Source organism: Trinickia acidisoli (assembly GCF_017315725.1).
GTDB lineage: Bacteria > Pseudomonadota > Gammaproteobacteria > Burkholderiales > Burkholderiaceae > Trinickia > Trinickia acidisoli.
Genome location: NZ_JAFLRG010000001.1, coordinates 643,996 through 665,034 on the forward strand (window position 1 = coordinate 643,996; position 21,039 = coordinate 665,034).

Consider the following 21,039-nt stretch of genomic DNA (forward strand, 5'->3'; position numbering starts at 1 on the left):
CGCCTTCGATGCGTCGGCGTCGGCAGGCGGTTCGCCCTAGCCGGCGCTCATGTGCGCTACGTCACGCGCCTTCGGTCAGCGCGCGGATTGCCGGCAGATTGCGCCAGTAGCCCTTCGCATCCATGCCGCAGCCGAATACATAGCGGTCGGGCACGTCGAACCCGCAGAAATCGGGATGCAGCGGCTTGGCTTTCGGGATCTGCTTTTCACAGAGCACCGCGCTCAGGAACCGCTTCGCACCCATCGCGAGAATGCGGTCGCGAATCGCAGCCATCGTCTCGCCCTCGTCGAGGATGTCATCGAGCACGAGCACGACGCGGTCCTTCACCGATTCGGCCGGCGCCACCCGCCATTGCATGTCGGCGCTGCCTTGCGTCGTGTTGCGGTAGCGCGTCAGGTGGATGTAGTCGAACTCGAGCGGGAAATCGAGATGGGGCAACAGCATGCCGGTGAAAACGGCCGCGCCGCCCATTACCGACAGCAGCAGCGGAAAGTCCTCGCCGATTTGCGCGCGAATGGCCTTCGCCATCCGTTCGATCGAGGCGTTCACTTCGGCGGCCGAGACGATTTCCTCGGAGTGGCGAAAGATATGGAGAGCTTCTTCGCGATTCATGGCGTTCTGCGAGCGATGACTGTATATATAGTGTGGAGCGGCGCGCCGGTGCGCGCCACGGCATAAACCCGCGCGCTCAGCGCATGCCCGGGAGCATACCCTTCATGCCGCGCATCATCTTCTGCAGGTTGCCGCCCTTGAGCTTCTTCATCATCGTTCGCATCTGCTCGTACTGATTGAGCATTCGGTTCACCTCCTGCACTTGAACGCCTGCTCCCGCCGCGATGCGGCGCTTGCGCGTCGCTTTGATCAGCTCGGGCTTGGCGCGCTCGGCCGGCGTCATCGAGTTGATGATGCCCTCCATGCGGCGCATCTGTTTTTCGGCTTGACCCATGTTGGCACCGGCCGCGGCCTGCTGGAACTGCGCGGGCAGTTTGTCCATCAACGTGGACAAGCCGCCCATGCTCTTCATCTGCGAGAGCTGCGCGCGGAAGTCGTTGAGGTCGAAGTCGCCGCCCTTTTTGACTTTGTCGGCGAGCTTCTGCGCGGCTTTGACGTCGACGTTGCGCTGGGCTTCCTCGACGAGAGCGAGGATGTCGCCCATGCCGAGAATCCGGTTTGCCATCCGCTCGGGGTAGAACACCTCGAGCCCGTCGAGCTTCTCGGCCACGCCGGCGAACTTGATCGGCTTGCCCGTTACGTGGCGCACCGACAGCGCCGCACCGCCGCGCGAGTCGCCGTCGAGCTTGGTGAGGACGACGCCCGTCAGCGGCAGTGCGTCGTTGAAGGCCTTGGCGGTGTTGACGGCGTCCTGACCGAGCATCGCATCGACGACGAACAGCGTTTCCACCGGGTTCACGGCCGTGTGCAGCGCGGTGATCTCCTGCATCATCGCCTCGTCGATACCGAGACGGCCGGCCGTGTCGACGATGAGCACGTCGTGGTAGTGACGTTTGGCCCAGTCGAGCGCGGCGAGCGCGATATCGACGGGCTTCTGATTCGGTTCGGACGGGAAGAAATCGGCGCCCACTTGTTCCGTCACCGTCTTCAACTGCGCGATGGCGGCCGGGCGGTAGACGTCGCACGAGACGGTCAACACCTTTTTCTTGTGCTTCTCGCGCAACAGCTTCGCGAGCTTGCCCGAGGTGGTCGTCTTACCGGCACCCTGCAGGCCGGCCATGAGGATGACGGCGGGCGGCGTGACGGCGAGGTTCAGTTCGGCGGCACGGCCTTCGTAGTCGCCGCCGATGACGGCCGTGAGCTCGCGTTGCACGACGGCGACGAGCGCCTGCCCAGGCGACAAGCTCGACAGCACTTCTTCGCCGAGCGCCTTTTCCTTGACCTTGGCGACGAAATCGCGCACGACGGGCAGCGCCACGTCGGCCTCGAGCAGCGCGAGCCGTACTTCGCGCAGCATTTCCTGCGTGTTGGATTCGGTGAGGCGGGCTTCGCCGCGCAGCGTCTTGACGACGCGCGCCATCCGGGTGGTGAGTGTGTCGAGCATGGGGAGCCGTAGGGAAGCACAGCGGCGGCTGCTCGCCCATCGCGCGAGCGGGGCGGGTGCGGCGGCCTAGTGTAAACTTGGAACATGGATATTGTACTGTATGCCCTCACCGCGCTTCTGTACGGCGGTCTCGCTGTAGCCGGCTGGCGCGCGCACCGCTTGGCGAGCGCGCCGTCGATGCTCTCGAGCGTGCCGCCTATGCCCGCGCCGGCGAGCGTGCCGCCCTCGGGCTCGACGCGCGTCGCACGAGCGCTTCTGTTCGTGGCCTTGGCCGCGCATGGGCTGCTGCTGCATATCACGATCTTTCCGCACGACGCGATGATTTTCGGCTTCGCGTTCGCGCTGTCGGCCATGTTCTGGCTCGGCGCCTGCATCTATTGGATCGAAAGCTTCTTCTTTCCGCTCGAGAGCCTCGGGCTGCTCGTGCTGCCGCTCGCGTGCATCGCATCGCTGATGCCGCTCGCGTTCGGCGGCGTGCATGTCTTGTTGTACGCGGCCGCGCCGTTGTTCAAGATGCATTTCATCATCGCGAACGTTGCCTATGGGCTGTTTGCGATCGCCGCGTTGCATGCCGTCTTGATGTTGTTCGCGGAGCGCCGCTTGCACACGTGGCGCAGCGCGCTCGAGGGCAACGGCGGCTGGTTCGCCAGTTGGCTCGACACGCTGCCGCCGCTGCTGACGCTCGAGAAGCTGCTGTTCAGGCTGATCGGCGCCGGTTTCGTGCTGCTGACGCTCACGCTCATTTCCGGCGTGCTGTTCAGCGAGCAGTTGCTGGGCCGCCCGCTGACGTTCGATCACAAGACGGTGTTCGCGGTGCTGTCCTGGCTGATGTTCGGCGCGCTGCTCACGGGGCGCCAGGTGTCGGGCTGGCGCGGGCGTGCCGCGCTGCGCTGGGTGCTCGCGTCGTTTGTCGCCCTGTTGCTCGCGTACGTGGGCAGCCGCTTCGTCTTCGAGGTGCTGCTGCACCGTCCCGTGGTTTGATCGTCATGCGCCAGATTCTTCTTCTCGTCGTATTCGTGCTTGCCGCCCGTTGGCTGGTCAGGACGATGCGGGCCGCTCAGACCGAAGGCGCTCTGCGCGGCGGGGCGCGTCCCGGTACGCCCCGCGGGGCGGCCGGCGGCACGGGGCAGGAGCGCGCGCCGCGGCAACTTGCCGAACCGATGGTGTGCTGCGCCGTCTGCGGCGTGCACGCACCGAAGAGCGATTCGATTCGCGCCGGGGCGCAGTACTTCTGCAGCGCCGAACACGCGCAGCGTTACGCGGCGCGCGCGGGCGGCCGCGAGGGCCGATGAGCGCGACGCCGTTCGCCGTCGGCGACGACGGCTGGGTACGCGGCGCGTGCGCGCTGCCGTCGCCGAATTTCGAGGCACGCCCCGGCGGCGCGGTGCCGACGCTCATCGTCATTCACAACATCAGCCTGCCGCCCGGCGAATTCGGCGGCAGTGCGATCGCCGATCTTTTTCTCAATCGCCTCGATTGCGACACGCATCCTTATTTCGATGCGCATTTGCGCGGCCTGCGCGTGTCGTCGCATTTCCTGATCCGCCGCGACGGCGCGCTCGAGCAATTCGTTTCGTGCGAAGCGCGCGCGTGGCATGCCGGCGTGTCGAACTTCTTCGGGCGCGAACGTTGCAACGACTTCTCGATCGGCGTCGAACTCGAAGGCACCGACGCAAGGGCGTTCGAGGCGGCTCAGTATGCGACGCTCGCACCGCTCGTCGCGGCGCTCGCCGCGCGCTATCCGATCGAGGCGCTGGCCGGGCACGCGGACATCGCCCCGGGCCGCAAGACCGATCCCGGCCCTCACTTCGATTGGGCGCGTTTGCAGCGCGACACGACGCTCGCCGATCGGTATTTCCCCTACCGGGGAGCCTAGCCGCCGTCGCGCGCGGCATTCGCACAAGCCCACGCAAACCCGCGTGCCGCTTGCGTTTCGGGTAAGTCCTTGTCCCGGCTCGGTTAATCAAAAGTCAAGCGTTCGGCCCCAAATAAACCCTTTTGAATTGGCTGACTGCGCTACTATACTTGGTAGCAATACGACGCAATTGCACTAGATGTTGTGTCGACACGCCGGGGGTGCCCAGCCGTCGAGAGGGCGCCGGAACCGCAGAATGCGGCGTGCAAATCATGCGGGTCGAACGCCGGGCGATGCTCGGCGTTCGACCTTCGGGGGAAAAACGGGACATGCAAGCGTGGCCAAAACAATGACGAACGCGATCGTCTTTTTCGACTCGCGCTGCCGCGCAGCCCGCTCGTTTCGTTTTCTCTCCCGCCCCTCATCGTTCGCGCTCGGGGTGGCGCGGCGGTTGTTCCAATCCGCGGTTTGACCGCACATCCAAGATCAGGAGCTTTGCACATGCAAACGACCGACAACATGACGAGCCAGCACGAGGGCGCTCCGGCCGGGCGCGCCGTCAGCGGGCAGGGCGCCTACGCGCAGCCGCTCGCGCCGCAGGCGACCTTCGCGGACTACAAAGTGATCCGCCGCAATGGCAGCGTCGTGTCGTTCGAGCCGTCCAAAATCGCGATCGCCGTCACGAAGGCGTTCCTGGCCGTCAACGGCGGCCAAGGCGCGGCGTCCGCACGCGTGCGCGAGCTCGTCGAGCAACTGACGCAAAGCGTCGTGCGGGCGCTCGTGCGCAGCCGCCCGAACGGCGGCACGTTCCATATCGAAGATATTCAAGACCAGGTCGAACTCGCACTGATGCGAGGCGGCGAGCACAACGTCGCGCGCGCCTACGTCCTCTATCGCGAAAAGCGTAATCAAGAGCGCGGCCACGAGCAGGAAGAGGCCGCCGGGTCGTCCTCGGGCCTGAACGTCGTCGACAACGGCGTCACGCGTGCGCTCGACCTTCAGGCGCTGCGTGCGTTGATCGAATCGGCTTGCGATAACCTCGGCGATGCGGTGAACGCCGAGCCGATCGTCGCCGAGACGGTCAAGAATCTCTACGACGGCGTGCCGATGAGCCAGGTCTACGACTCGGCGATCCTGGCTGCGCGCACGATGATCGAAAAGGATCCGGCCTATAGCCAAGTGACGGCCCGCCTCTTGCTGCACACGATCCGCCGCGAGATCCTCGGCGAGGAAGTGATGCAAGGCGAGATGGGCGAGCGCTACGCCGAGTACTTCCCGCAATTCATCAAGCGCGGTATCGAGGCGGAACTGCTCGATGAAAAGCTGCTGCAGTACGATCTGAAGCGCCTCGGCGCGGCGCTCGAGGCGAGTCGCGATCTGCAATTCGGCTACCTGGGCCTGCAAACGCTGTACGACCGCTACTTCCTGCACGTCGAGGGCGCGCGCATCGAAATGCCGCAGGCATTTTTTATGCGTGTCGCCATGGGTCTCGCTTTGAACGAGATCGACCGCGAAGCGCGGGCGATCGAGTTCTACAACGTCCTTTCGACATTCGACTTCATGAGCTCGACGCCGACGCTCTTCAATTCGGGCACCCGCCGTTCGCAGCTATCGTCGTGCTATCTGACGACGGTGGCGGACGATCTGGACGGCATCTACGAAGCGCTGAAGGAAAACGCGCTGCTCTCGAAGTTCGCCGGTGGTCTCGGCAACGACTGGACGCGCGTGCGCGCCCTCGGCTCGCACATCAAGGGCACGAACGGCAAGTCGCAGGGTGTCGTGCCGTTCCTGAAGGTCGTCAACGACACGGCCGTGGCCGTCAACCAGGGCGGCAAGCGCAAGGGCGCCGTCTGCGCGTACCTCGAGACGTGGCACCTCGACATCGAGGAATTCCTCGAGCTGCGCAAGAACACCGGCGACGACCGTCGCCGCACGCACGACATGAACACGGCGAACTGGATCCCCGATCTGTTCATGAAGCGCGTGATGGAAGGCGGCGATTGGACGCTGTTCTCGCCCTCGACCTGCGCGGATCTGCACGACAAGTTCGGCGCCGACTTCGAGAAGGCTTACACGGCGTATGAAGAGAAGGTGGCGCGCGGCGAGATCAAGCTGTTCAAGAAGATCCCTGCCGCCCAGCTCTGGCGCAAGATGCTCGGCATGCTGTTCGAGACGGGCCACCCCTGGATCACGTTCAAGGATCCGTGCAACGTGCGCTCGCCGCAGCAACACGTGGGCGTCGTGCACTCGTCGAACCTGTGCACCGAGATCACGCTGAACACGAGCGACAACGAAATCGCCGTCTGCAACCTGGGTTCGGTGAACCTCGTCGCACACCTCGTGAAGCAAGCCGACGGCAGCTACGCGCTCGATCACGACAAGCTCAAGCGCACGATCAGCGTGGCGATGCGCATGCTCGACAACGTCATCGACATCAACTACTACGCCGTGGCGAAGGCGCGCAACTCGAACCTGAAGCACCGCCCGGTCGGTATGGGCATCATGGGCTTCCAGGACTGCCTGCACCTGCTGCGCGTGCCCTATGCGTCGGATGACGCGGTCGAGTTCGCCGATCGGTCGATGGAAGCGGTGTGCTACTACGCCTACTACGCGTCGACGGAGCTGGCCGAGGAGCGTGGCCGGTATTCGAGCTATCGCGGCTCGCTGTGGGATCGCGGGATCCTTCCGCAGGACACGCTGAATCTTCTGGCGCAGGCGCGCGGGGGCTACGTCGAGGTCGATACGTCCGAGACGATGGATTGGGCGACGCTGCGCTCGCGCATCGCCAGCCACGGCATGCGCAACTCGAACTGCGTCGCGATCGCGCCGACGGCCACGATCTCGAACATCATCGGCGTCTCGGCTTGCATCGAGCCGACGTTCCAGAACCTATACGTGAAATCGAATCTGTCGGGCGAATTCACGGTGGTGAACGACTATCTCGTGCGCGATCTGAAGGCGCGCGGCCTGTGGGACGAGGTGATGGTTGCCGATCTCAAGTACTTCGACGGCACGCTCTCGCGCATCGACCGCGTGCCGGCCGATCTGCGCGCGATCTACGCCACCGCGTTCGAAGTCGATCCGAAGTGGCTCGTCGAAGCGGCTTCGCGTCGCCAGAAGTGGATCGACCAAGCGCAATCGCTGAACATCTACATGGGGGGCGCATCGGGCAAGAAGCTCGATGAGGTCTACAAGCTCGCTTGGGTGCGCGGCCTGAAGACGACGTACTACCTGCGCACGATGGCGGCCACGCACGTCGAGAAGTCGACGGTCGCGCACGGCGCGCTCAACGCGGTACGCTCGGATGATGGCGGCGCGAGCGGCGGCGGTGCGGCAGGCGGTTTCGGTGCGACGGGCGGTGCGATCGGCGGTGGCATGGGTTCGTCGATGGGCGGATTGAACGCGGCGCCCGCGGTTGCAGAGGCCCCGCAGCCCGATGGTCCCGCCTGCATGTTGCGTCCGGGCGATCCGGGCTTCGACGAATGCGAGGCTTGCCAGTAAGGCCTCGTCGCGAACGCCGGCGCGCGTCGCGCGCCGGCGTCGACAGAACAAAGGCGCGTGAACGACAGAACGACAAACGCGCGCCCACGATGAAGCGCAACGCGCTTCGCTGCGCATCGAAGGCATCCAACGAGCGGCGAGATGCGAGGGACATGCAGGACATGAAGCGTCGCCGATCGATGCTCGACGCGAGTCCTCTTCGACGAGAAGACAAACGCATCGAGACGACTCTTCGAGCGTCATCGACGATCTCGCGTGTGCGACGTAACGAACAAAGTGTTGTATCGAGGTTGCAGCGCGAATCGAAAAACAAGGATTTTCACGAGCGAACCCTTTTATCGCTCGTGAAAAGATGGTACAAACCGATCTAAATTGATGGTGAGAATTTATGCTCAACTGGGATGACGAGACGACTGCCGTAACTCCCTCGAGCGGGTCGCAACGCAACGCGTTGCGCAACCCCGCGGGGCAGGCCGTCGAAACGCAAGCGGCGACGCGCCTCGCGACGCAAGCTCCGTTGGCGCAAAACATCTTCGCGGACGACGTCGCCGTCGCTCCGTACGCGGGCGCTGATCAATCTGCCGCTCAGAGCGCGGCCGTATCCGAAGCGCGCGTGAACGTCGCCGACAAGCGGATCATCAACGGCCGCACCGACGTCAACCAACTCGTGCCGTTCAAGTACAAGTGGGCATGGGAGAAGTACCTCGCCGGCTGCGCGAATCACTGGATGCCGCAGGAAATCAACATGTCGCGCGACATCGCGCTTTGGAAGGACCCGAACGGGCTGACCGAAGACGAGCGCCGCATCGTCAAACGCAACCTCGGCTTCTTCGTGACGGCCGACTCGCTCGCCGCGAACAACATCGTGCTCGGCACCTACCGGCACATCACGGCGCCCGAGTGCCGCCAGTTCCTGCTGCGCCAGGCATTCGAAGAGGCGATTCACACGCACGCCTACCAATACATCGTCGAATCGCTGGGCCTCGACGAAGGCGAGATCTTCAACGCCTATCACGAGGTCGCCTCGATCCGCGATAAGGACGAGTTCCTGATTCCGTTCATCCATCCGCTGACCGATCCGGCATTCAAGACCGGCACGCTCGAAGCCGATCAGAAGTTGCTCAAGTCGCTGATCGTGTTCGCGTGCGTCATGGAAGGCTTGTTCTTCTACGTCGGGTTTACGCAAATTCTCGCGCTTGGCCGCCAGAACAAGATGACGGGCGCGGCGGAGCAGTACCAATACATCCTGCGCGACGAGTCGATGCACTGCAACTTCGGCATCGACCTCATCAACCAGATCAAGCTCGAGAACCCGCACTTGTGGACGCGCGAATTCCGTGACGAGATTCGCGAGCTGTTCAAGCACGCGGTCGAGCTCGAATACCGCTACGCCGAGGACACGATGCCGCGCGGCGTGCTGGGACTCAACGCGTCGATGTTCAAGAGCTATCTGCGCTTCATCTGCAACCGCAGGTGCCAGCAGATCGGTCTCGATCCGCTGTACCCGAACGAGGAGAACCCGTTCCCGTGGATGAGCGAGATGATCGACCTGAAGAAGGAACGCAACTTCTTCGAGACGCGAGTCATTGAATACCAAACCGGTGGTGCGCTGTCGTGGGAATGACGCGTGCTTACCGATGAGATGAATTGAATGATGATGGGGCGCCGCCGCGGAAAGGCGGCGGCGGATAAGGTAAGGAGCAAGAACGCCTAATGCAAAGCGTGCCCGGCGGTGCGACCGCCCACAAACATGACAGGCACTTTGCGAACCCTTCGGTGGGATGGGCGAACTACCCCCTGAAAAAGCCGGCGGCTGTGCCGCCCGCTTGTCACGAGCGAATATCGGGCTGCGCGAGCGCATGGTGCTCGCCTGCCAACTCGATTCGGCGTGCTGTGCCTTCCGGTACGGCACGCCTTACCGCATTCATTAGCGTAAGCGCTAGGTTTTTGCGTACGCCGATGAATAGCCCGCTTCGCAGCGCGCGCCGTTACTACCGGCGCGCAGCGGGAAGCGGGTTTGAAGAAGGGTGTAGTTCGGACTTACTCATTCTCAAACCTGAAGGAGAAAATAATGGTAACAGCCAAGAAGAAACCCGCCGCTAAGAAAGCAGCTCCGGCCAAGAAGGCCGCTCCGGCGAAGAAGGCCGCAGTGAAGAAGGTCGCGGTCAAGAAGGCAGCGCCGGCGAAGAAGGTTGCAGCGAAGAAGGTCGCCGTGAAGAAGGTTGCGGCGAAGAAGGCTGCACCGGCCAAGAAGGCCGCCGTGAAGAAGGTTGTGGCGAAGAAGGCCGCACCGGCCAAGAAGGCAGCGCCGGCGAAGAAGGTTGCAGCGAAGAAGGTCGCCGTGAAGAAGGTTGCGGCGAAGAAGGCTGCACCGGCCAAGAAGGCAGCGCCGGCGAAGAAGGCTGCAGCGAAGAAAGCTGCACCGGCCAAGAAGGCTGCGCCTGCGAAGAAGTCCGCCGCCAAGAAGGCTGCGCCTGCGAAGAAGGCTGCCGCCAAGAAGGCTGCTGCGCCTGCAAAGAAGGCCGCTCCTGCGAAGAAGGCTGCCGCGAAGAAGGCGCCTGCTGCGCCCGTTGCCCCTGCCGCGCCTGCCGCTGCATCGACCGCGCCTGCCTCGACGGTGAAGACCGCGCTGAACCCGGCTGCTGCTTGGCCGTTCCCGACCGGCAGCCGTCCTTAATAGGATGGTGTAACGAGCGCGACGCATCGCGTCTCGCTCGTTGTCGAGTCGACAAAAAAACCCCGTCACCGGTTCGCCGGCGACGGGGTTTTTTATGTGTCCTTCGAAGCGCGCCGAGTCGAACGCCGTGTGGACGCGAGCGACTCAGTGAGGGATTTAGTGCGTGACCCGCGTGACGCCGGCGCTCGACAGCAGTCGCACGCGATCGCCCGCTTGGAAGACTTCGCCCGTTGCCGCTTGGGTGATTGCGCGTAGGTCGCCGTTATCGAGCCGTACGGTGATCTCGACGCCGGGGCGGTTCGCCACGCCGTTTTCGATTGCGTTGCCGGCCACGGCGCCCGCGATGCCACCGATGATGGCCGTCGCGATCGAACCTTTGCCGCCGCCGATCGCGCTGCCAGCGACGGCTCCAAGCGCACCGCCGCCGATCGCGCCGAGCCCGCTCGGTTGTCCGCCGTTCGTCGAGATGGTCACAGCGCGCACGCTTTCGACGGTGCCCAAGCGGACCGTTTCTTCGCGCTGCGCTTGGCCCGCCGTATAGACATCGGGGGAGCTGCTGTTGTACGCGCATCCCGTCATCGTCAGCGAACCGGCGATCAGCATGGCCAGCATCACACGTGCCGATATTTTCATTGTCTGTTGCTCCACAAGAGTATTACCGCAGGCTATAGCCGAAGGCCTGCGCGAACCGTTGGTCGATTTCCTCGGGCGTCGGCGCGTAGGTTTGCGGGCCGGGTTGCTCGATCTTGAGCGAGCCCATGAGGCTTGCCAAGCGGCCCGTCGTGGCCCAATCGAGGCCGTGTTCGATGCCGTGGAGCAATCCGCCGCGAAACGCGTCGCCGCACCCGGTGGGATCGACGACCTGCGAGGCGGTCACGGCAGGAATGTCTTCGCACTGGCCGTCGTGATGGATCTGCGCGCCATGCTCGCCTCGCGTCACGATCAAGGCTTTCACGCGTTGCGCGATTTCATCGAGCGACCAGAGCGTCTTATTACTGACGAGATTCGCCTCGTAATCGTTGACTGCCACGTAAGTGGCGAGTTCAATGGCGCGCTTTAGCGCCTCGCCCGAGAACAGCGGCAAACCCTGGCCCGGATCGAAGACGAACGGCACGCCGGCGGCGGCGAGCTTCTCCGTGTGCTGCACCATGCCTTCGTAGCCGTCGGGCGCGACGATCGCGAGCGTGATGCCGCTCGCTCGATCGGCCTGATTCAGGTGCGACTGCATCATCGCGCCCGGATGGAAGGCGGCGATCTGATTGTTGTCGAGATCGGTCGTGATCATCGCCTGCGCCGTGTAGGCGCCTGGCACGACGCGTACGTGCTCGGTCGAGAGCCCCAGGTTCTCGAAGCGATCGAGATAGAGTTGAGCGTCGACCTCGCCGAGCGTCGCCATGATGCGCGCGTCGCCGCCGAGCAGGTTCAGCGAGTAGGCGATGTTGCCGGCGCAGCCGCCGAACTCGCGGCGCATCGTCGGAACGAGGAAGCTCACGTTCAGAATATGGACCTGATCCGGCAGGATGTGCTCGCGAAAGCGCCCTTGGAAGGTCATGATGTTGTCGTAAGCGAGCGAGCCGCAAATCAGCGTAGCCAAGGCAAGAATTCCTATGCGTGTCGTGTTGGGGAGGACGCCATACGAAAACGCCGCGCGGGTAGCGCGGCGTGCTGCGTCGGTGACGGGGCGCGGCTTACTTCAGCGCGCTCAGGGCTGCTTCGTAGTTCGGCTCGTTCTTGATTTCGCCCACGAGCTCGGCGTGCACGACCTTGTCGTTTTCGTCGATGACCACGACGGCACGTGCCGTCAGCCCCGTGAGCGGGCCCGACGTCACGTCGACGCCGTACGCTTGCGCGAACTCGTGGCCGCGGAACGTCGAGGCCGTCACGACGTTTTCGATGCCTTCGGTCGTGCAAAAGCGCGTCGCGGCGAACGGCAGATCGCCGGAGACGACGATGACGGCCGTGTTTTGCAGTTTGGCGGCCGCTTCGTTGAACTTGCGCGTCGACGTTGCGCACGTCGGCGTGTCGAGGCTCGGGACGATGTTCAGCACTTTGCGCTTGCCGGCGAAATCGGCGAGCGCCACCGGCTTCAGATCCTTGCCGACGAGCGAGAATTCAGGGGCCTTCTGGCCGACGGACGGAAACGCGCCGCCGACTTCGATCGGGTTACCGCCCAGCGTGACTTGACTCATGTTAGCTCCGGATGTTCGTTTCAGGTTGTCGCGAGTGCGAAAGAGTGGGCACGCGCCGCTCATGCGGTCGTGCCCGGAGTGCGCTACGGATAAAAGATCTGGACGCGGAAGTTCGTGGCGATCGCGTTGCCGCTGTCCAGGCGTACGATCATCGTTTGCGTCGTATGCGCCGGCAGGCCCGCGGCGATCGCCGTGCCCGGCGGCGCGTAATCTTGCGGCCACAAGATGCGGCGGATCGCGACGTTGTTCTTGTCGTCGAACAGGGTCAGTTCGATCGCGGGATAGGCGAGCGCGATGCCGTAGCGGTTGCGCAGCGGCACGCGCAACTCGAGGCGGTGCGGGCCGTCGACTTGACGCAGGTCCGACGCTTCGACCTGCAGCCCGTCGATGTCCCGCGGCGGCGAGATCTGGCAGCCGAGTTGCGTGCAAACGCGCGCGAACAAGGGTTGCGAGTCGGGCCAATAGACCATGACGGCTTCGCGGCGCCACCACGCTAGCTGTGCGATCAGCACGACGAGCAGCGCGATGGCGACGATGCCGCCGACGATGTACCCGAGCACGTGGCTCGGCGCCCGCTTGCGGGTCTCGCGCGTGACGGCGAAATGGCGTTCGTGCTCGCTGGACGCAGGCGGTTCGGCGAAGATCGGCGGCACCGCGGCCGCTTGGATGCCCGGTTCGTCGTCGGGGGCGCCGAAATACGGCTCGGACGAAGCCTCGGCTTGTGCTTGCAAGCTCGCGCGCAGTTGCGGTGCGAGATGCGGTTCGCGCTCGTGTTCGTCGGCATCGCCCGCGAGAGGGGGCGGCACGAACTCGGCCTTCGCTTCGCTTGCTAGGCGCGCGCTCGGCGCAGTTCCGAATCGCGGCTCGTCGTCGGCCTCGGACGGTGTGCGTCCGTTGAAGTGCGGCTCGTCGTCGTCCCAATGCAGATCACGCGGCGCCCACTTCGGTGTCGCGGCGGGGTTGGCGGCGTCGTCTTGCGTCGGTTCGATCGGCTCGGACGCGTTGTGCTCCCTATGCGGTGCTTCGGGCTCAGAGGCAACGGTCGGTTCGCCGGCGCGCGATTCTTGCGGCTGGCGTTCGGGCGGCTCATCGGGCGGCGGCGCTGGATCGGGCAGGGGCTCGGCCTGCGGCTGCGGCGTTTTCGCTACCGGTTCCGGCTCGAGCAGCGAGGCGAGTTTGGGTTCGGCCTCGGCTGCTTCGCTGGGCACCGCCTCGCTTTCTTCGGGCAGCGGCACATGCTCGGGCAGCGATGCTTGCTCGTCGGGCGATGCATGCTCGTCGGGCAACGGATGCTCGTCGGGCAACGGATGCTCGGGCAGTGGTGTGGCCTCGGCTGCGGTTTGCGCAGTCAAGGACGATTCGGGGTCCGGCATCGGCTCACGATGAGCAGGCTCGGCTTCAGGGAGCGCTTCGACTTGCGTCCCGACACCTTCGGCTCGGGCTTGCGTTTCAGCTTCGGCTTCGTGCGTTGGCGCTTGACGCTCGTCGTGCGTGGGTTCGTGCTGAGCGGCGGACGGCGGCGGCTCGAAAGCAGGCTCGCCGGGAACTCGATGCTCGCCCGCGTGCGGATCGAGCAGGTTTTGGCGAGCGTCGAAGACCTGATGACAGTGTCCGCAGCGTGCGAACCCACCGGAGCTTGCGAGCAGTGCTTCCTGCACGCGGAAAACCGTTTCGCAGTGGGGGCAGCGGGTGGCTAGAACCATGGTGGGCGGGAAAACCGGCGGCAAGGCCGGTACATCGATCGATAGACGCTATTCTAATGGTTTCCCGCGGGGCCCTCGGCCGCGCTCGGATCGCCATTTTGCTCGGAGACGCGCTTGACGCCCGTCAAGCACACCCATCCCTCGTGTTCGCGCCACACGCCGATATCGATCCACGGCCGATACGCCTGCGCGACTTCCTCGGCTTGCCGGGCCAGCACGCCCGACAGCGCGATGCGTCCGCCCGCTTTGACCTTTGCGCTCAGCATCGAGGCCATGAGCTTGAGCGGGTTCGACAAGATGTTCGCGACGACGATGTCGAATTGTCCGGCCGGGCAATCGTCAGGTAACGCATAGGCCACCTCGGCGCCGTTACGCTCGCTGTTGAGTCGTGCCGATTCGACGGCTTGGGGATCGATGTCGACGCCGACGACCGGCGCGGCACCGCATTTTTTCGCGAGTATCGCCAGAATGCCGGAGCCGCAACCGTAGTCGAGCACCGATTGGCCGTGCGCGATCGAGTCCTCCAACCATTCCATGCACAGCCGCGTCGTCGGATGGCTACCCGTGCCGAAGGCGAGGCCCGGATCGAGTTCGAGGATGAGTGCCTGGGGATCGGGCGCGTCGTGCCAAGACGGCACGACCCAAATGCGCTTGCCGATCGGGATGGGCTCGAATTGCGATTGCGTGAGACGCACCCAATCCTGTTCGGGCACGTCGCGCAGCGTGAACGGCGGCGTGCCGGCCAAGCCAACCGCGTTCGCCGCGGCGGCGGCCAGCACGGCGGGTTCCTGCTCGGGCGCGAGCAGCGCGACGACGCGCGAATGCTGCCACGCCGTTCGTTCCGGCGTGAGACCGGGCTCGCCGAACAGCGGCTGCTCGTCGGGCGTGTCGGCATCGGCGTCTTCGACCGATACCGATAGCGCACCGAGCTCGATGAGCGCATCGGACAGCGCCTCCGCGCGCGTTCGTTCCAGTTCGACGATCAGTTCCCTGTAGCTCATGGCAATCAGGTTTCTTCCGGCGCGGCTTGCTGCTTTTCGGCGAGCCGGTGCTCCAGATAGTGAATGCTCGTGCCGCCTTCGACGAAGCTGCCGTCGAGCATCAGCTCGCGATGCAACGGGATGTTCGTTTGGATGCCTTCCACGACCATCTCCGACAGGGCGATGCGCATGCGGCGGATCGCTTGCTCGCGCGTCGCGCCGTAGGCGATCAGCTTGCCGATCATCGAGTCGTAGTTCGGCGGAACGAAATACCCATTGTACGCGTGCGAATCGACGCGGATGCCAGGGCCGCCGGGCGTGTGCCACGACGTGATGCGGCCCGGCGACGGCGTGAAGCGGAACGGATCCTCGGCGTTGATCCGGCACTCGATCGCATGACCGCGGAACACGATGTCGCGCTGACGCAGCGCGAGCTTTTCGCCGGCGGCAATGCGGATCTGCTCCTGCACGATGTCGACGCCCGTGATCAGCTCCGTTACCGGATGCTCGACCTGCACGCGCGTGTTCATCTCGATGAAGTAGAACTCGCCGTTCTCATAGAGGAATTCGAACGTGCCGGCGCCGAGATAGCCCATCTTCTTGCAGGCGTCGGCGCAGCGGTCGCCGATCCGCTCGATCAAGCGGCGTGCGATGCCGGGCGCGGGCGCCTCTTCGATCACCTTTTGGTGGCGGCGCTGCATCGAGCAGTCGCGCTCGCCAAGCCAGAGCGCGTTCTTGAACGAATCCGCGAGCACCTGGATTTCGACGTGGCGCGGATTTTCGAGGAACTTCTCCATGTAGACCTGCGGGTTGCCGAATGCACGATCGGCTTCCTCGCGTGTCATGTTGACGGCGTTCACGAGCGCCGCTTCAGTGTGGACGACGCGCATGCCGCGCCCGCCGCCGCCGCCCGCCGCCTTGATGATGACGGGGTAGCCGACCGAGCGCGCGATCTTGACGATTTCCTTCGGATCGTCGGGCAGCGCGCCTTCCGAGCCGGGCACGCACGGCACGCCCGTTTTGATCATCGTCTGCTTGGCCGAGACCTTGTCGCCCATCAGGCGAATCGTTTCGGGACGCGGGCCGATGAAGGCGAAGCCCGACTGCTCGACGCGCTCGGCGAAATCGGCATTTTCCGAGAGGAAGCCGTAGCCGGGGTGGATCGCTTCGGCGTCGGTGACTTCGGCCGCGCTGATGAGCGCGGGCATGTTCAGGTAGCTCTGCGGCGAAGGTGCCGGCCCGATGCAGACGGCTTCGTCGGCGAGCTTGACGTACTTGGCTTCTTTGTCGGCGGTCGAGTAGGCGACGACCGTCTTGACGCCGAGCTCGCGGCACGCGCGCTGGATGCGCAACGCAATTTCGCCGCGGTTCGCAATGAGGATTTTTTCAAACATGGCTATTGTTCGACGCATTAATGGGCTCGTGCGTCGTGGGGCCGCGAAATAGGGCGGCGCACGGCATTCGAGCGAAACGGCTACGCCCGAGGCGGATACGCGCCCGGGCCCGCGTTGCGATCAGCCGAGGACGAAAAGCGGCTGGCCGTATTCGACGGCTTGGCCGTTTTCGATCAGGATTTCCTTCACGACGCCGGCTTTGTCGGCTTCGATTTCGTTGAGCAGCTTCATCGCTTCGATGATGCACAGCGTCTGGCCTTCCTTGACCGAATCGCCCACTTGGACGAACGGTTCGGCGCCCGGGGACGGCGAGCGGTAGAAGGTGCCGACCATCGGCGAGTTGACGACATGGCCTTGCACGGCGGCAACCGGGGCCGCTGCTGCGGGGGCGTGCTCGGGTGCGCCGGCGGCGCCTGCTGTGGGGTAGGACGCCGTCAGCGGCGGCCCGTACGCCGGGCCCTGTTGTACGTAAACCGGCGGCGCATTTTTGACGATGCGGACTTTGCCTTCGCCTTCGGTCACTTCGAGCTCGGAGATACCCGATTCGGAGACGAGGTCGATCAAAGTTTTCAGCTTACGTAGATCCATAGGGAATCCCCTTTTTCAATGCGTGAGGCGCCGGCTCGTGTCGGCGCCGATTTGATGTTCTGAAATCAGCCGCGTGCGCTGGACGACGCCAGCCGCTCGAGCGCGAACTCGAGTGCGTACAGATAGCCCATCCAACCGAGCCCGCAGATGACGCCTTCGGCCTGATCGGAAAAGTACGAGTGATGCCTGAACGGCTCTCGGCGATGTACATTCGACAGGTGGATCTCGACGAACGGGATGCCGACGCCCGCCAGCGCATCGCGCAGGGCGACGCTCGTATGCGTATAGGCGGCGGGATTGATCAAGATGAACTCGACCGATTCCGCACGGGCGGCTTGCACGCGGTCGACGAGCTGGCCTTCGTGGTTGCTCTGAAACGTCGCCAACTCGACGCCCGCTTGCTGCGCGCGCGCGCAGAGCGCCTGGTCGATCTGCTCGAGGGTGACGCGGCCGTATACCTCGGGTTCCCGCGTGCCTAGCAGGTTGAGGTTCGGGCCGTGCAGTACCAGCAATCGTTTCATGGTTCGCTTCTGTTTCCGCGGAATTGCGCGCACTTTAGCGCCGTTTGGCGAAACTTGTCTAGCAGCGGATGAAAAAGAGGACGGATGTGGCGGTATTTTTTGCCGATTTGGATGCTTTATTGCTACCAACTTCAGGCAAATTGCCTCGATCGTGCGTCAATGTGGTGCGATCTGCGTTGTTGCGGTCGTGCGAGCTCAAAGCGCATCCAAGGTCTTGCGCAATTCCTGCGGCGTGACTTGTCCTAATTTTGTCGACCGTACGGTGCCGTTGGCGTCAATTACGACGGTGAAGGGCAATGCGCCGGCCCCGTTGCCGAGGCTTCGAGCCAGGTCCGCGCCGCCGAATCCGCTGACGAGAATCGGGTAGTCGACGGGGATCTTTTTCAGAAAGTTCTGTACGTTTTGCTGCGAATCGACGCCGATCCCGATGAACTGTATGCCCTTGCTCGCGTAGGCGTCGTGAAGTCGAACGAGCTCGGGCATCTCCGCCACACACGGGCCGCACCAGGACGCCCAGAAGTTGACGACGAGCACGTGTCCTTTGTAGGGCGTAAGCGTTTGCGGCTTGCCGGCGACGTCATGCAACTGCGTGGCGAACAATTGCGCGACGGCCCCGCTCGCCGGCGCCGCGATGGAGGCCGTGTCGGCCTGCGGCTGCGCGGCGGCTGCGCTGCTCGCGCCGCCGAACAGCCACTGCCGGGCGCCGACTCCCAGGCCGGCCGCGAGTATTGCAACAGCAGCAACGGCGAGTATGGCTTTCTTATTCATCTGAACGTTCAATTGGTTAAGGGCGGGGCATCGCCCGCGGCCAGCAGCGCTTCGAGGGCCTCGGTGCTCGCTCGTGCCGCGCGGCCGCGCGAATCGGCGCGTACCGCGCCGCGCAGATCATCGGCGTCGTACAGCGCGACGTGGACGCCGACGGGCGCCTCGTCGCGGGTGCCGCGCCACAGGAAGCTCAGTGTCTCGACGTCGCCGCGGCCGCCGAAATGGCGCGTTTCGGAGACGTCGTATTGCACGCTGGCATTGAGCAGATAAATCGCGACCTCTTTCGGATTGTCGCAGAACACCTGCAAATGGATGTCCGAATGCTCGCCGGCCGTGCCGTTGAGTACCGCGCCGGTCAAATAGGGGTTGAAGGCCACGAGCCGCTTCATCCAGTCGAGCGCGATTTCCCGCAGCCGGCGCAGCACGGCCGGTTGGGTGTCCGCCTGGAACAGCGACTGGTATTGGCGGATTTCTTCCTCGATTTGGTCGTTGTCGGGCAGCCACTCGCCGGCGACGCGTGGCTGCCCGACAACCTGCCGCGCGGCTTTGCGCTTGGCGCTTGCGTAGTCGAGCCCTTCCTCCGCGATCAGCCGCGCCGCCGCGATCGCGATTTCCTCCCGCACGCGTTGCGGATCGACAAAAGATTTGCGCACCATCCGTCAATCATACTCGATCGTCCGGTGCGCTCCGCTGCGCCCGGGAGACGCGATCGCCTCGGGTACAATAGCGGGCCTCACGCGGCTCGCCCGCCCGGCGTTCGCGTCCCCTTCATGCACTCGCGGCAAGCGCGGCACGAGCAGACAGTTTTATGCATATCCACATCCTCGGCATCTGCGGCACATTCATGGGCGGCCTCGCGGTGCTCGCGCGCGGCGCGGGGCATACCGTGACGGGTTGCGATGCCGGCGTCTATCCGCCGATGAGCACCCAGCTCCAGGCGCAAGGCATCACGCTCGTCGAAGGCTACGGCGCCGAGCAGCTCGATCTGAAGCCGGACTTATTCGTCGTCGGCAACGTCGTCTCGCGCGGCAATCCGCTCATGGAGGCCATTCTCGATCGCGGCCTGCCTTATGTGTCGGGGCCGCAATGGCTCGGCGAGCACGTCCTGGCCGGCAAATGGGTGCTGGCCGTGGCGGGTACGCACGGTAAGACGACGACGAGCTCGATGCTCGCCTGGCTGCTCGAGGACGCGGGGTTCGATCCCGGCTTTCTGATCGGCGGCGTGCCGCTCAATTTCGGCGTGTCGGCGCGGCTCACCGATTCGAATTTCTTCGTCATCGAAGCCGATGAATACGATACGGCGTTCTTCGACAAACGCTCGAAGTTCGTTCACTACCGGCCTCGCACCGCCGTTCTCAACAATTTGGAGTTCGATCACGCCGACATCTTCCCGGATTTGGCTGCGATCGAAACGCAATTTCATCACCTCGTGCGGACGGTGCCCGCCATCGGCCGTCTCGTCGTCAACGGGCGCGACGCCGCGCTCGATCGCGTGCTCGCGCGCGGCCTTTGGAGCGAGGCCGAGCGCTTCGGCGTCGACGGCGGCTGGGACGCGCTGCCCGCCGCAGAGGGCGAGCCGATCGACGAGCGCTTTGCCGTCTATTGGCGCGGCGAGCGCGTCGGTGTCGTCGATTGGCAGGTGCAGGGCGAGCATAACCGGCTCAACGCGCTCGCGGCCGTCGCGGCGGCGCGGCACGTCGGCGTGCCGCCGGCTCAGGCGGCGCGTTCGCTGACCGAATTTCGCAACGTCAAGCGGCGCATGGAAGTGCGCGGCAGCGTGGACGGCGTCACGATCTACGACGATTTCGCCCACCATCCAACGGCCATCGAGACGACCATCGCGGGCCTGCGTACGCGCGTGGGCAGCGCGCGCACGCGAATCTTGGCGGTGCTCGAGCCGCGTTCGAACACGATGAAGCTCGGCGTCATGAAGGCGCAGTTGCCGGCGAGCCTCGCGGGCGCCGATCTCGTGTTCGGCTACGGCGCCCCCGCCGGCCGCGACGCGCTCGGCTGGGATTTGCGCGAGGCGCTCGCGCCGCTCGGCGACAAGGCGCGCGCTTTCGACGATCTCGACGCGCTGGTGGCGGCCGTCGCGCACGCCGCGCGGGCCGGCGATCACGTGCTCGTCATGAGCAACGGCGGGTTCGGCGGGGTTCATCAGAAGCTGCTCGATGCGCTCGGCTCGCGCGCGAGAGGCGCCGCGTGATTCTCTATCTGCACGGGTTCCGTTCTTCACCGCGATCGTTCAAGGCCCAACTGCTCGCGGCGCGCATGACCGCGCTCGGGCGCGCGAGCGAGTGGCGGTGTCCCATGCTGCCCGTTTCGCCGCTCGCGGCCGTTGCCGCGGCCGAGGCGCAGGTTGCGGGCGCCGCGCCCGAAGACGTGACCGTGATCGGCAGTTCGCTCGGCGGCTACTTTGCGACCCATCTCGCCGAGAAGCACGGCTGGCGCGCGGTGCTGCTCAATCCGGCCGTTCTGCCCCAGCGCGACTTGTCCGCCTATCTCGGCGAGCAGCCGCTCTGGCACGGCGGCGGTAGCATCGTCGTCGAACCGCATCATCTCGACGAACTGCGCGCGCTCGGCGTCGAGTCGATCACGCGGCCGGAACGCTATTATTTGATCGCCGCCACGGGCGACGAAGTACTCGATTACCGCGAGATGCTTGCGCATTGTCCCGGCGTCGAGACGAAGCTGATTGTCGGCAGCGACCATGCGATCAGCGAGTTCGCCGATTACGTCGGCGATGTGCTCGCGTTTTGCGGCATCGCGCCGGCCGAACTCGTGTAGTGCGGCCTTCATGTCGGCGGCG

Annotated in this window: 20 protein-coding genes and 2 pseudogenes; 9 read left to right on the forward strand and 13 right to left on the reverse strand. The window is 64.7% G+C overall.

The features are described 5' to 3' along the window. Positions 1-61: 61 nt before the first annotated feature. Both J3485_RS03015 and ffh read right to left on the reverse strand, forming a co-directional pair. Complete coding sequence (locus tag J3485_RS03015; RefSeq protein ID WP_206951101.1) at positions 62-613, reverse strand: hypoxanthine-guanine phosphoribosyltransferase; 552 nt, start codon at positions 611-613, stop codon at positions 62-64. Between the two features lie 76 nt (positions 614-689). Then, positions 690-2,057, reverse strand: coding sequence for a signal recognition particle protein (gene ffh, locus J3485_RS03020; protein WP_206951102.1), 1,368 nt, complete (start codon positions 2,055-2,057; stop codon positions 690-692). Positions 2,058-2,141: 84 nt separating this feature from the next. On the opposite strand from ffh, the gene J3485_RS03025 reads away from it, so the two are divergent. From J3485_RS03025 to J3485_RS03050, 7 genes and pseudogenes are all read left to right on the forward strand, one after another. Next, a complete protein-coding gene (locus tag J3485_RS03025) occupies positions 2,142-3,038 on the forward strand; it encodes a cytochrome C assembly family protein (protein WP_206951103.1) in 897 nt (298 codons plus the stop codon). 5 nt (positions 3,039-3,043) lie between these two features. Beyond that, entirely contained in the window at positions 3,044-3,349 is a 306-nt protein-coding gene (locus tag J3485_RS03030; protein ID WP_206951104.1) for a PP0621 family protein, read from the forward strand. Continuing rightward, positions 3,346-3,933, forward strand: coding sequence for a 1,6-anhydro-N-acetylmuramyl-L-alanine amidase AmpD (ampD, locus tag J3485_RS03035; protein ID WP_206951105.1), 588 nt, complete (start codon positions 3,346-3,348; stop codon positions 3,931-3,933). Before J3485_RS03030 ends, ampD begins: the two co-directional genes overlap by 4 nt. Before the next feature lie 480 nt (positions 3,934-4,413). After that, entirely contained in the window at positions 4,414-7,413 is a 3,000-nt protein-coding gene (locus J3485_RS03040; protein ID WP_206951106.1) for a ribonucleoside-diphosphate reductase subunit alpha, read from the forward strand. A gap of 388 nt (positions 7,414-7,801) precedes the next feature. Further along, positions 7,802-9,037 (forward strand): ribonucleotide-diphosphate reductase subunit beta, encoded by a 1,236-nt coding sequence (locus tag J3485_RS03045; protein WP_206951107.1) that lies wholly within the window; start codon positions 7,802-7,804, stop codon positions 9,035-9,037. 89 nt (positions 9,038-9,126) lie between these two features. Beyond that, positions 9,127-9,447, forward strand: a pseudogene (locus tag J3485_RS28780) (hypothetical protein); the annotation flags it as partial. Between the two features lie 37 nt (positions 9,448-9,484). Continuing rightward, on the forward strand, positions 9,485-10,090 hold the full coding sequence (locus J3485_RS03050) for a histone H1-like DNA-binding protein (protein ID WP_206955611.1): 606 nt from the start codon (positions 9,485-9,487) through the stop codon (positions 10,088-10,090). A 156-nt stretch (positions 10,091-10,246) separates the two neighbouring features. Here the strand turns inward: J3485_RS03050 and J3485_RS03055 are convergent, their stop codons facing one another. The 11 genes and pseudogenes from J3485_RS03055 to J3485_RS03105 form a co-directional block, all read right to left on the reverse strand. After that, the gene (locus J3485_RS03055; RefSeq protein WP_206951108.1) at positions 10,247-10,723 is read right to left on the reverse strand and encodes an outer membrane lipoprotein; all 477 of its coding nucleotides are present in this window, start codon (positions 10,721-10,723) and stop codon (positions 10,247-10,249) included. 22 nt (positions 10,724-10,745) lie between these two features. Continuing rightward, on the reverse strand, positions 10,746-11,684 hold the full coding sequence (locus tag J3485_RS03060; protein WP_206951109.1) for a carbohydrate kinase family protein: 939 nt from the start codon (positions 11,682-11,684) through the stop codon (positions 10,746-10,748). A gap of 94 nt (positions 11,685-11,778) precedes the next feature. After that, the gene (gene tpx / locus J3485_RS03065; RefSeq protein ID WP_206951110.1) at positions 11,779-12,279 is read right to left on the reverse strand and encodes a thiol peroxidase; all 501 of its coding nucleotides are present in this window, start codon (positions 12,277-12,279) and stop codon (positions 11,779-11,781) included. A gap of 83 nt (positions 12,280-12,362) precedes the next feature. Next, positions 12,363-13,631 carry a DUF3426 domain-containing protein gene (locus tag J3485_RS03070; protein WP_242538463.1) on the reverse strand — a complete coding sequence of 423 codons (1,269 nt, stop codon included), beginning with the start codon at positions 13,629-13,631 and terminating at the stop codon, positions 12,363-12,365. Between the two features lie 282 nt (positions 13,632-13,913). Then, positions 13,914-13,982 (reverse strand): annotated as a pseudogene (locus tag J3485_RS29495) (MJ0042-type zinc finger domain-containing protein); the annotation flags it as partial. Positions 13,983-14,035: 53 nt separating this feature from the next. Next, positions 14,036-14,983 (reverse strand): 50S ribosomal protein L11 methyltransferase, encoded by a 948-nt coding sequence (gene prmA, locus J3485_RS03080; protein WP_206951111.1) that lies wholly within the window; start codon positions 14,981-14,983, stop codon positions 14,036-14,038. Positions 14,984-14,988: 5 nt separating this feature from the next. Next, the gene (gene accC / locus J3485_RS03085) at positions 14,989-16,356 is read right to left on the reverse strand and encodes an acetyl-CoA carboxylase biotin carboxylase subunit (protein WP_206951112.1); all 1,368 of its coding nucleotides are present in this window, start codon (positions 16,354-16,356) and stop codon (positions 14,989-14,991) included. Between the two features lie 120 nt (positions 16,357-16,476). Next, positions 16,477-16,944, reverse strand: coding sequence for an acetyl-CoA carboxylase biotin carboxyl carrier protein (accB, locus tag J3485_RS03090; protein ID WP_206951113.1), 468 nt, complete (start codon positions 16,942-16,944; stop codon positions 16,477-16,479). Between the two features lie 65 nt (positions 16,945-17,009). Beyond that, positions 17,010-17,465 (reverse strand): type II 3-dehydroquinate dehydratase, encoded by a 456-nt coding sequence (gene aroQ / locus J3485_RS03095; protein ID WP_206951114.1) that lies wholly within the window; start codon positions 17,463-17,465, stop codon positions 17,010-17,012. Positions 17,466-17,660: 195 nt separating this feature from the next. After that, positions 17,661-18,233: a TlpA family protein disulfide reductase gene (locus J3485_RS03100; RefSeq protein WP_206951115.1), complete on the reverse strand. Its 573-nt coding sequence runs from the start codon at positions 18,231-18,233 to the stop codon at positions 17,661-17,663. 8 nt (positions 18,234-18,241) lie between these two features. Further along, positions 18,242-18,886: a UDP-N-acetylmuramate--alanine ligase gene (locus J3485_RS03105; protein WP_206951116.1), complete on the reverse strand. Its 645-nt coding sequence runs from the start codon at positions 18,884-18,886 to the stop codon at positions 18,242-18,244. A gap of 152 nt (positions 18,887-19,038) precedes the next feature. Here J3485_RS03105 and mpl point away from each other — a divergent pair, with 152 nt between their 5' ends. Then, positions 19,039-20,436: a UDP-N-acetylmuramate:L-alanyl-gamma-D-glutamyl-meso-diaminopimelate ligase gene (mpl, locus tag J3485_RS03110; RefSeq protein ID WP_206951117.1), complete on the forward strand. Its 1,398-nt coding sequence runs from the start codon at positions 19,039-19,041 to the stop codon at positions 20,434-20,436. Then, positions 20,433-21,017: a YqiA/YcfP family alpha/beta fold hydrolase gene (locus J3485_RS03115; protein ID WP_206951118.1), complete on the forward strand. Its 585-nt coding sequence runs from the start codon at positions 20,433-20,435 to the stop codon at positions 21,015-21,017. The genes mpl and J3485_RS03115 overlap by 4 nt, the downstream gene beginning before the upstream one ends. Positions 21,018-21,039: the final 22 nt, after the last annotated feature.

What these genes read in the sequence shown, in the direction of transcription:
- J3485_RS03015 (WP_206951101.1), bottom strand. Translation starts at nt 613, where the DNA reads ATGAATCGCGAAGAAGCTCTCCATATCTTTCGCCACTCCGAGGAAATC.
- ffh (WP_206951102.1), bottom strand. Translation starts at nt 2,057, where the DNA reads ATGCTCGACACACTCACCACCCGGATGGCGCGCGTCGTCAAGACGCTG.
- J3485_RS03025 (WP_206951103.1), top strand. Translation starts at nt 2,142, where the DNA reads ATGGATATTGTACTGTATGCCCTCACCGCGCTTCTGTACGGCGGTCTC.
- J3485_RS03030 (WP_206951104.1), top strand. Translation starts at nt 3,044, where the DNA reads ATGCGCCAGATTCTTCTTCTCGTCGTATTCGTGCTTGCCGCCCGTTGG.
- ampD (WP_206951105.1), top strand. Translation starts at nt 3,346, where the DNA reads ATGAGCGCGACGCCGTTCGCCGTCGGCGACGACGGCTGGGTACGCGGC.
- J3485_RS03040 (WP_206951106.1), top strand. Translation starts at nt 4,414, where the DNA reads ATGCAAACGACCGACAACATGACGAGCCAGCACGAGGGCGCTCCGGCC.
- J3485_RS03045 (WP_206951107.1), top strand. Translation starts at nt 7,802, where the DNA reads ATGCTCAACTGGGATGACGAGACGACTGCCGTAACTCCCTCGAGCGGG.
- J3485_RS03050 (WP_206955611.1), top strand. Translation starts at nt 9,485, where the DNA reads ATGGTAACAGCCAAGAAGAAACCCGCCGCTAAGAAAGCAGCTCCGGCC.
- J3485_RS03055 (WP_206951108.1), bottom strand. Translation starts at nt 10,723, where the DNA reads ATGAAAATATCGGCACGTGTGATGCTGGCCATGCTGATCGCCGGTTCG.
- tpx (WP_206951110.1), bottom strand. Translation starts at nt 12,279, where the DNA reads ATGAGTCAAGTCACGCTGGGCGGTAACCCGATCGAAGTCGGCGGCGCG.
- prmA (WP_206951111.1), bottom strand. Translation starts at nt 14,983, where the DNA reads ATGAGCTACAGGGAACTGATCGTCGAACTGGAACGAACGCGCGCGGAG.
- accC (WP_206951112.1), bottom strand. Translation starts at nt 16,356, where the DNA reads ATGTTTGAAAAAATCCTCATTGCGAACCGCGGCGAAATTGCGTTGCGC.
- accB (WP_206951113.1), bottom strand. Translation starts at nt 16,944, where the DNA reads ATGGATCTACGTAAGCTGAAAACTTTGATCGACCTCGTCTCCGAATCG.
- aroQ (WP_206951114.1), bottom strand. Translation starts at nt 17,465, where the DNA reads ATGAAACGATTGCTGGTACTGCACGGCCCGAACCTCAACCTGCTAGGC.
- J3485_RS03100 (WP_206951115.1), bottom strand. Translation starts at nt 18,233, where the DNA reads ATGAATAAGAAAGCCATACTCGCCGTTGCTGCTGTTGCAATACTCGCG.
- J3485_RS03105 (WP_206951116.1), bottom strand. Translation starts at nt 18,886, where the DNA reads ATGGTGCGCAAATCTTTTGTCGATCCGCAACGCGTGCGGGAGGAAATC.
- mpl (WP_206951117.1), top strand. Translation starts at nt 19,039, where the DNA reads ATGCATATCCACATCCTCGGCATCTGCGGCACATTCATGGGCGGCCTC.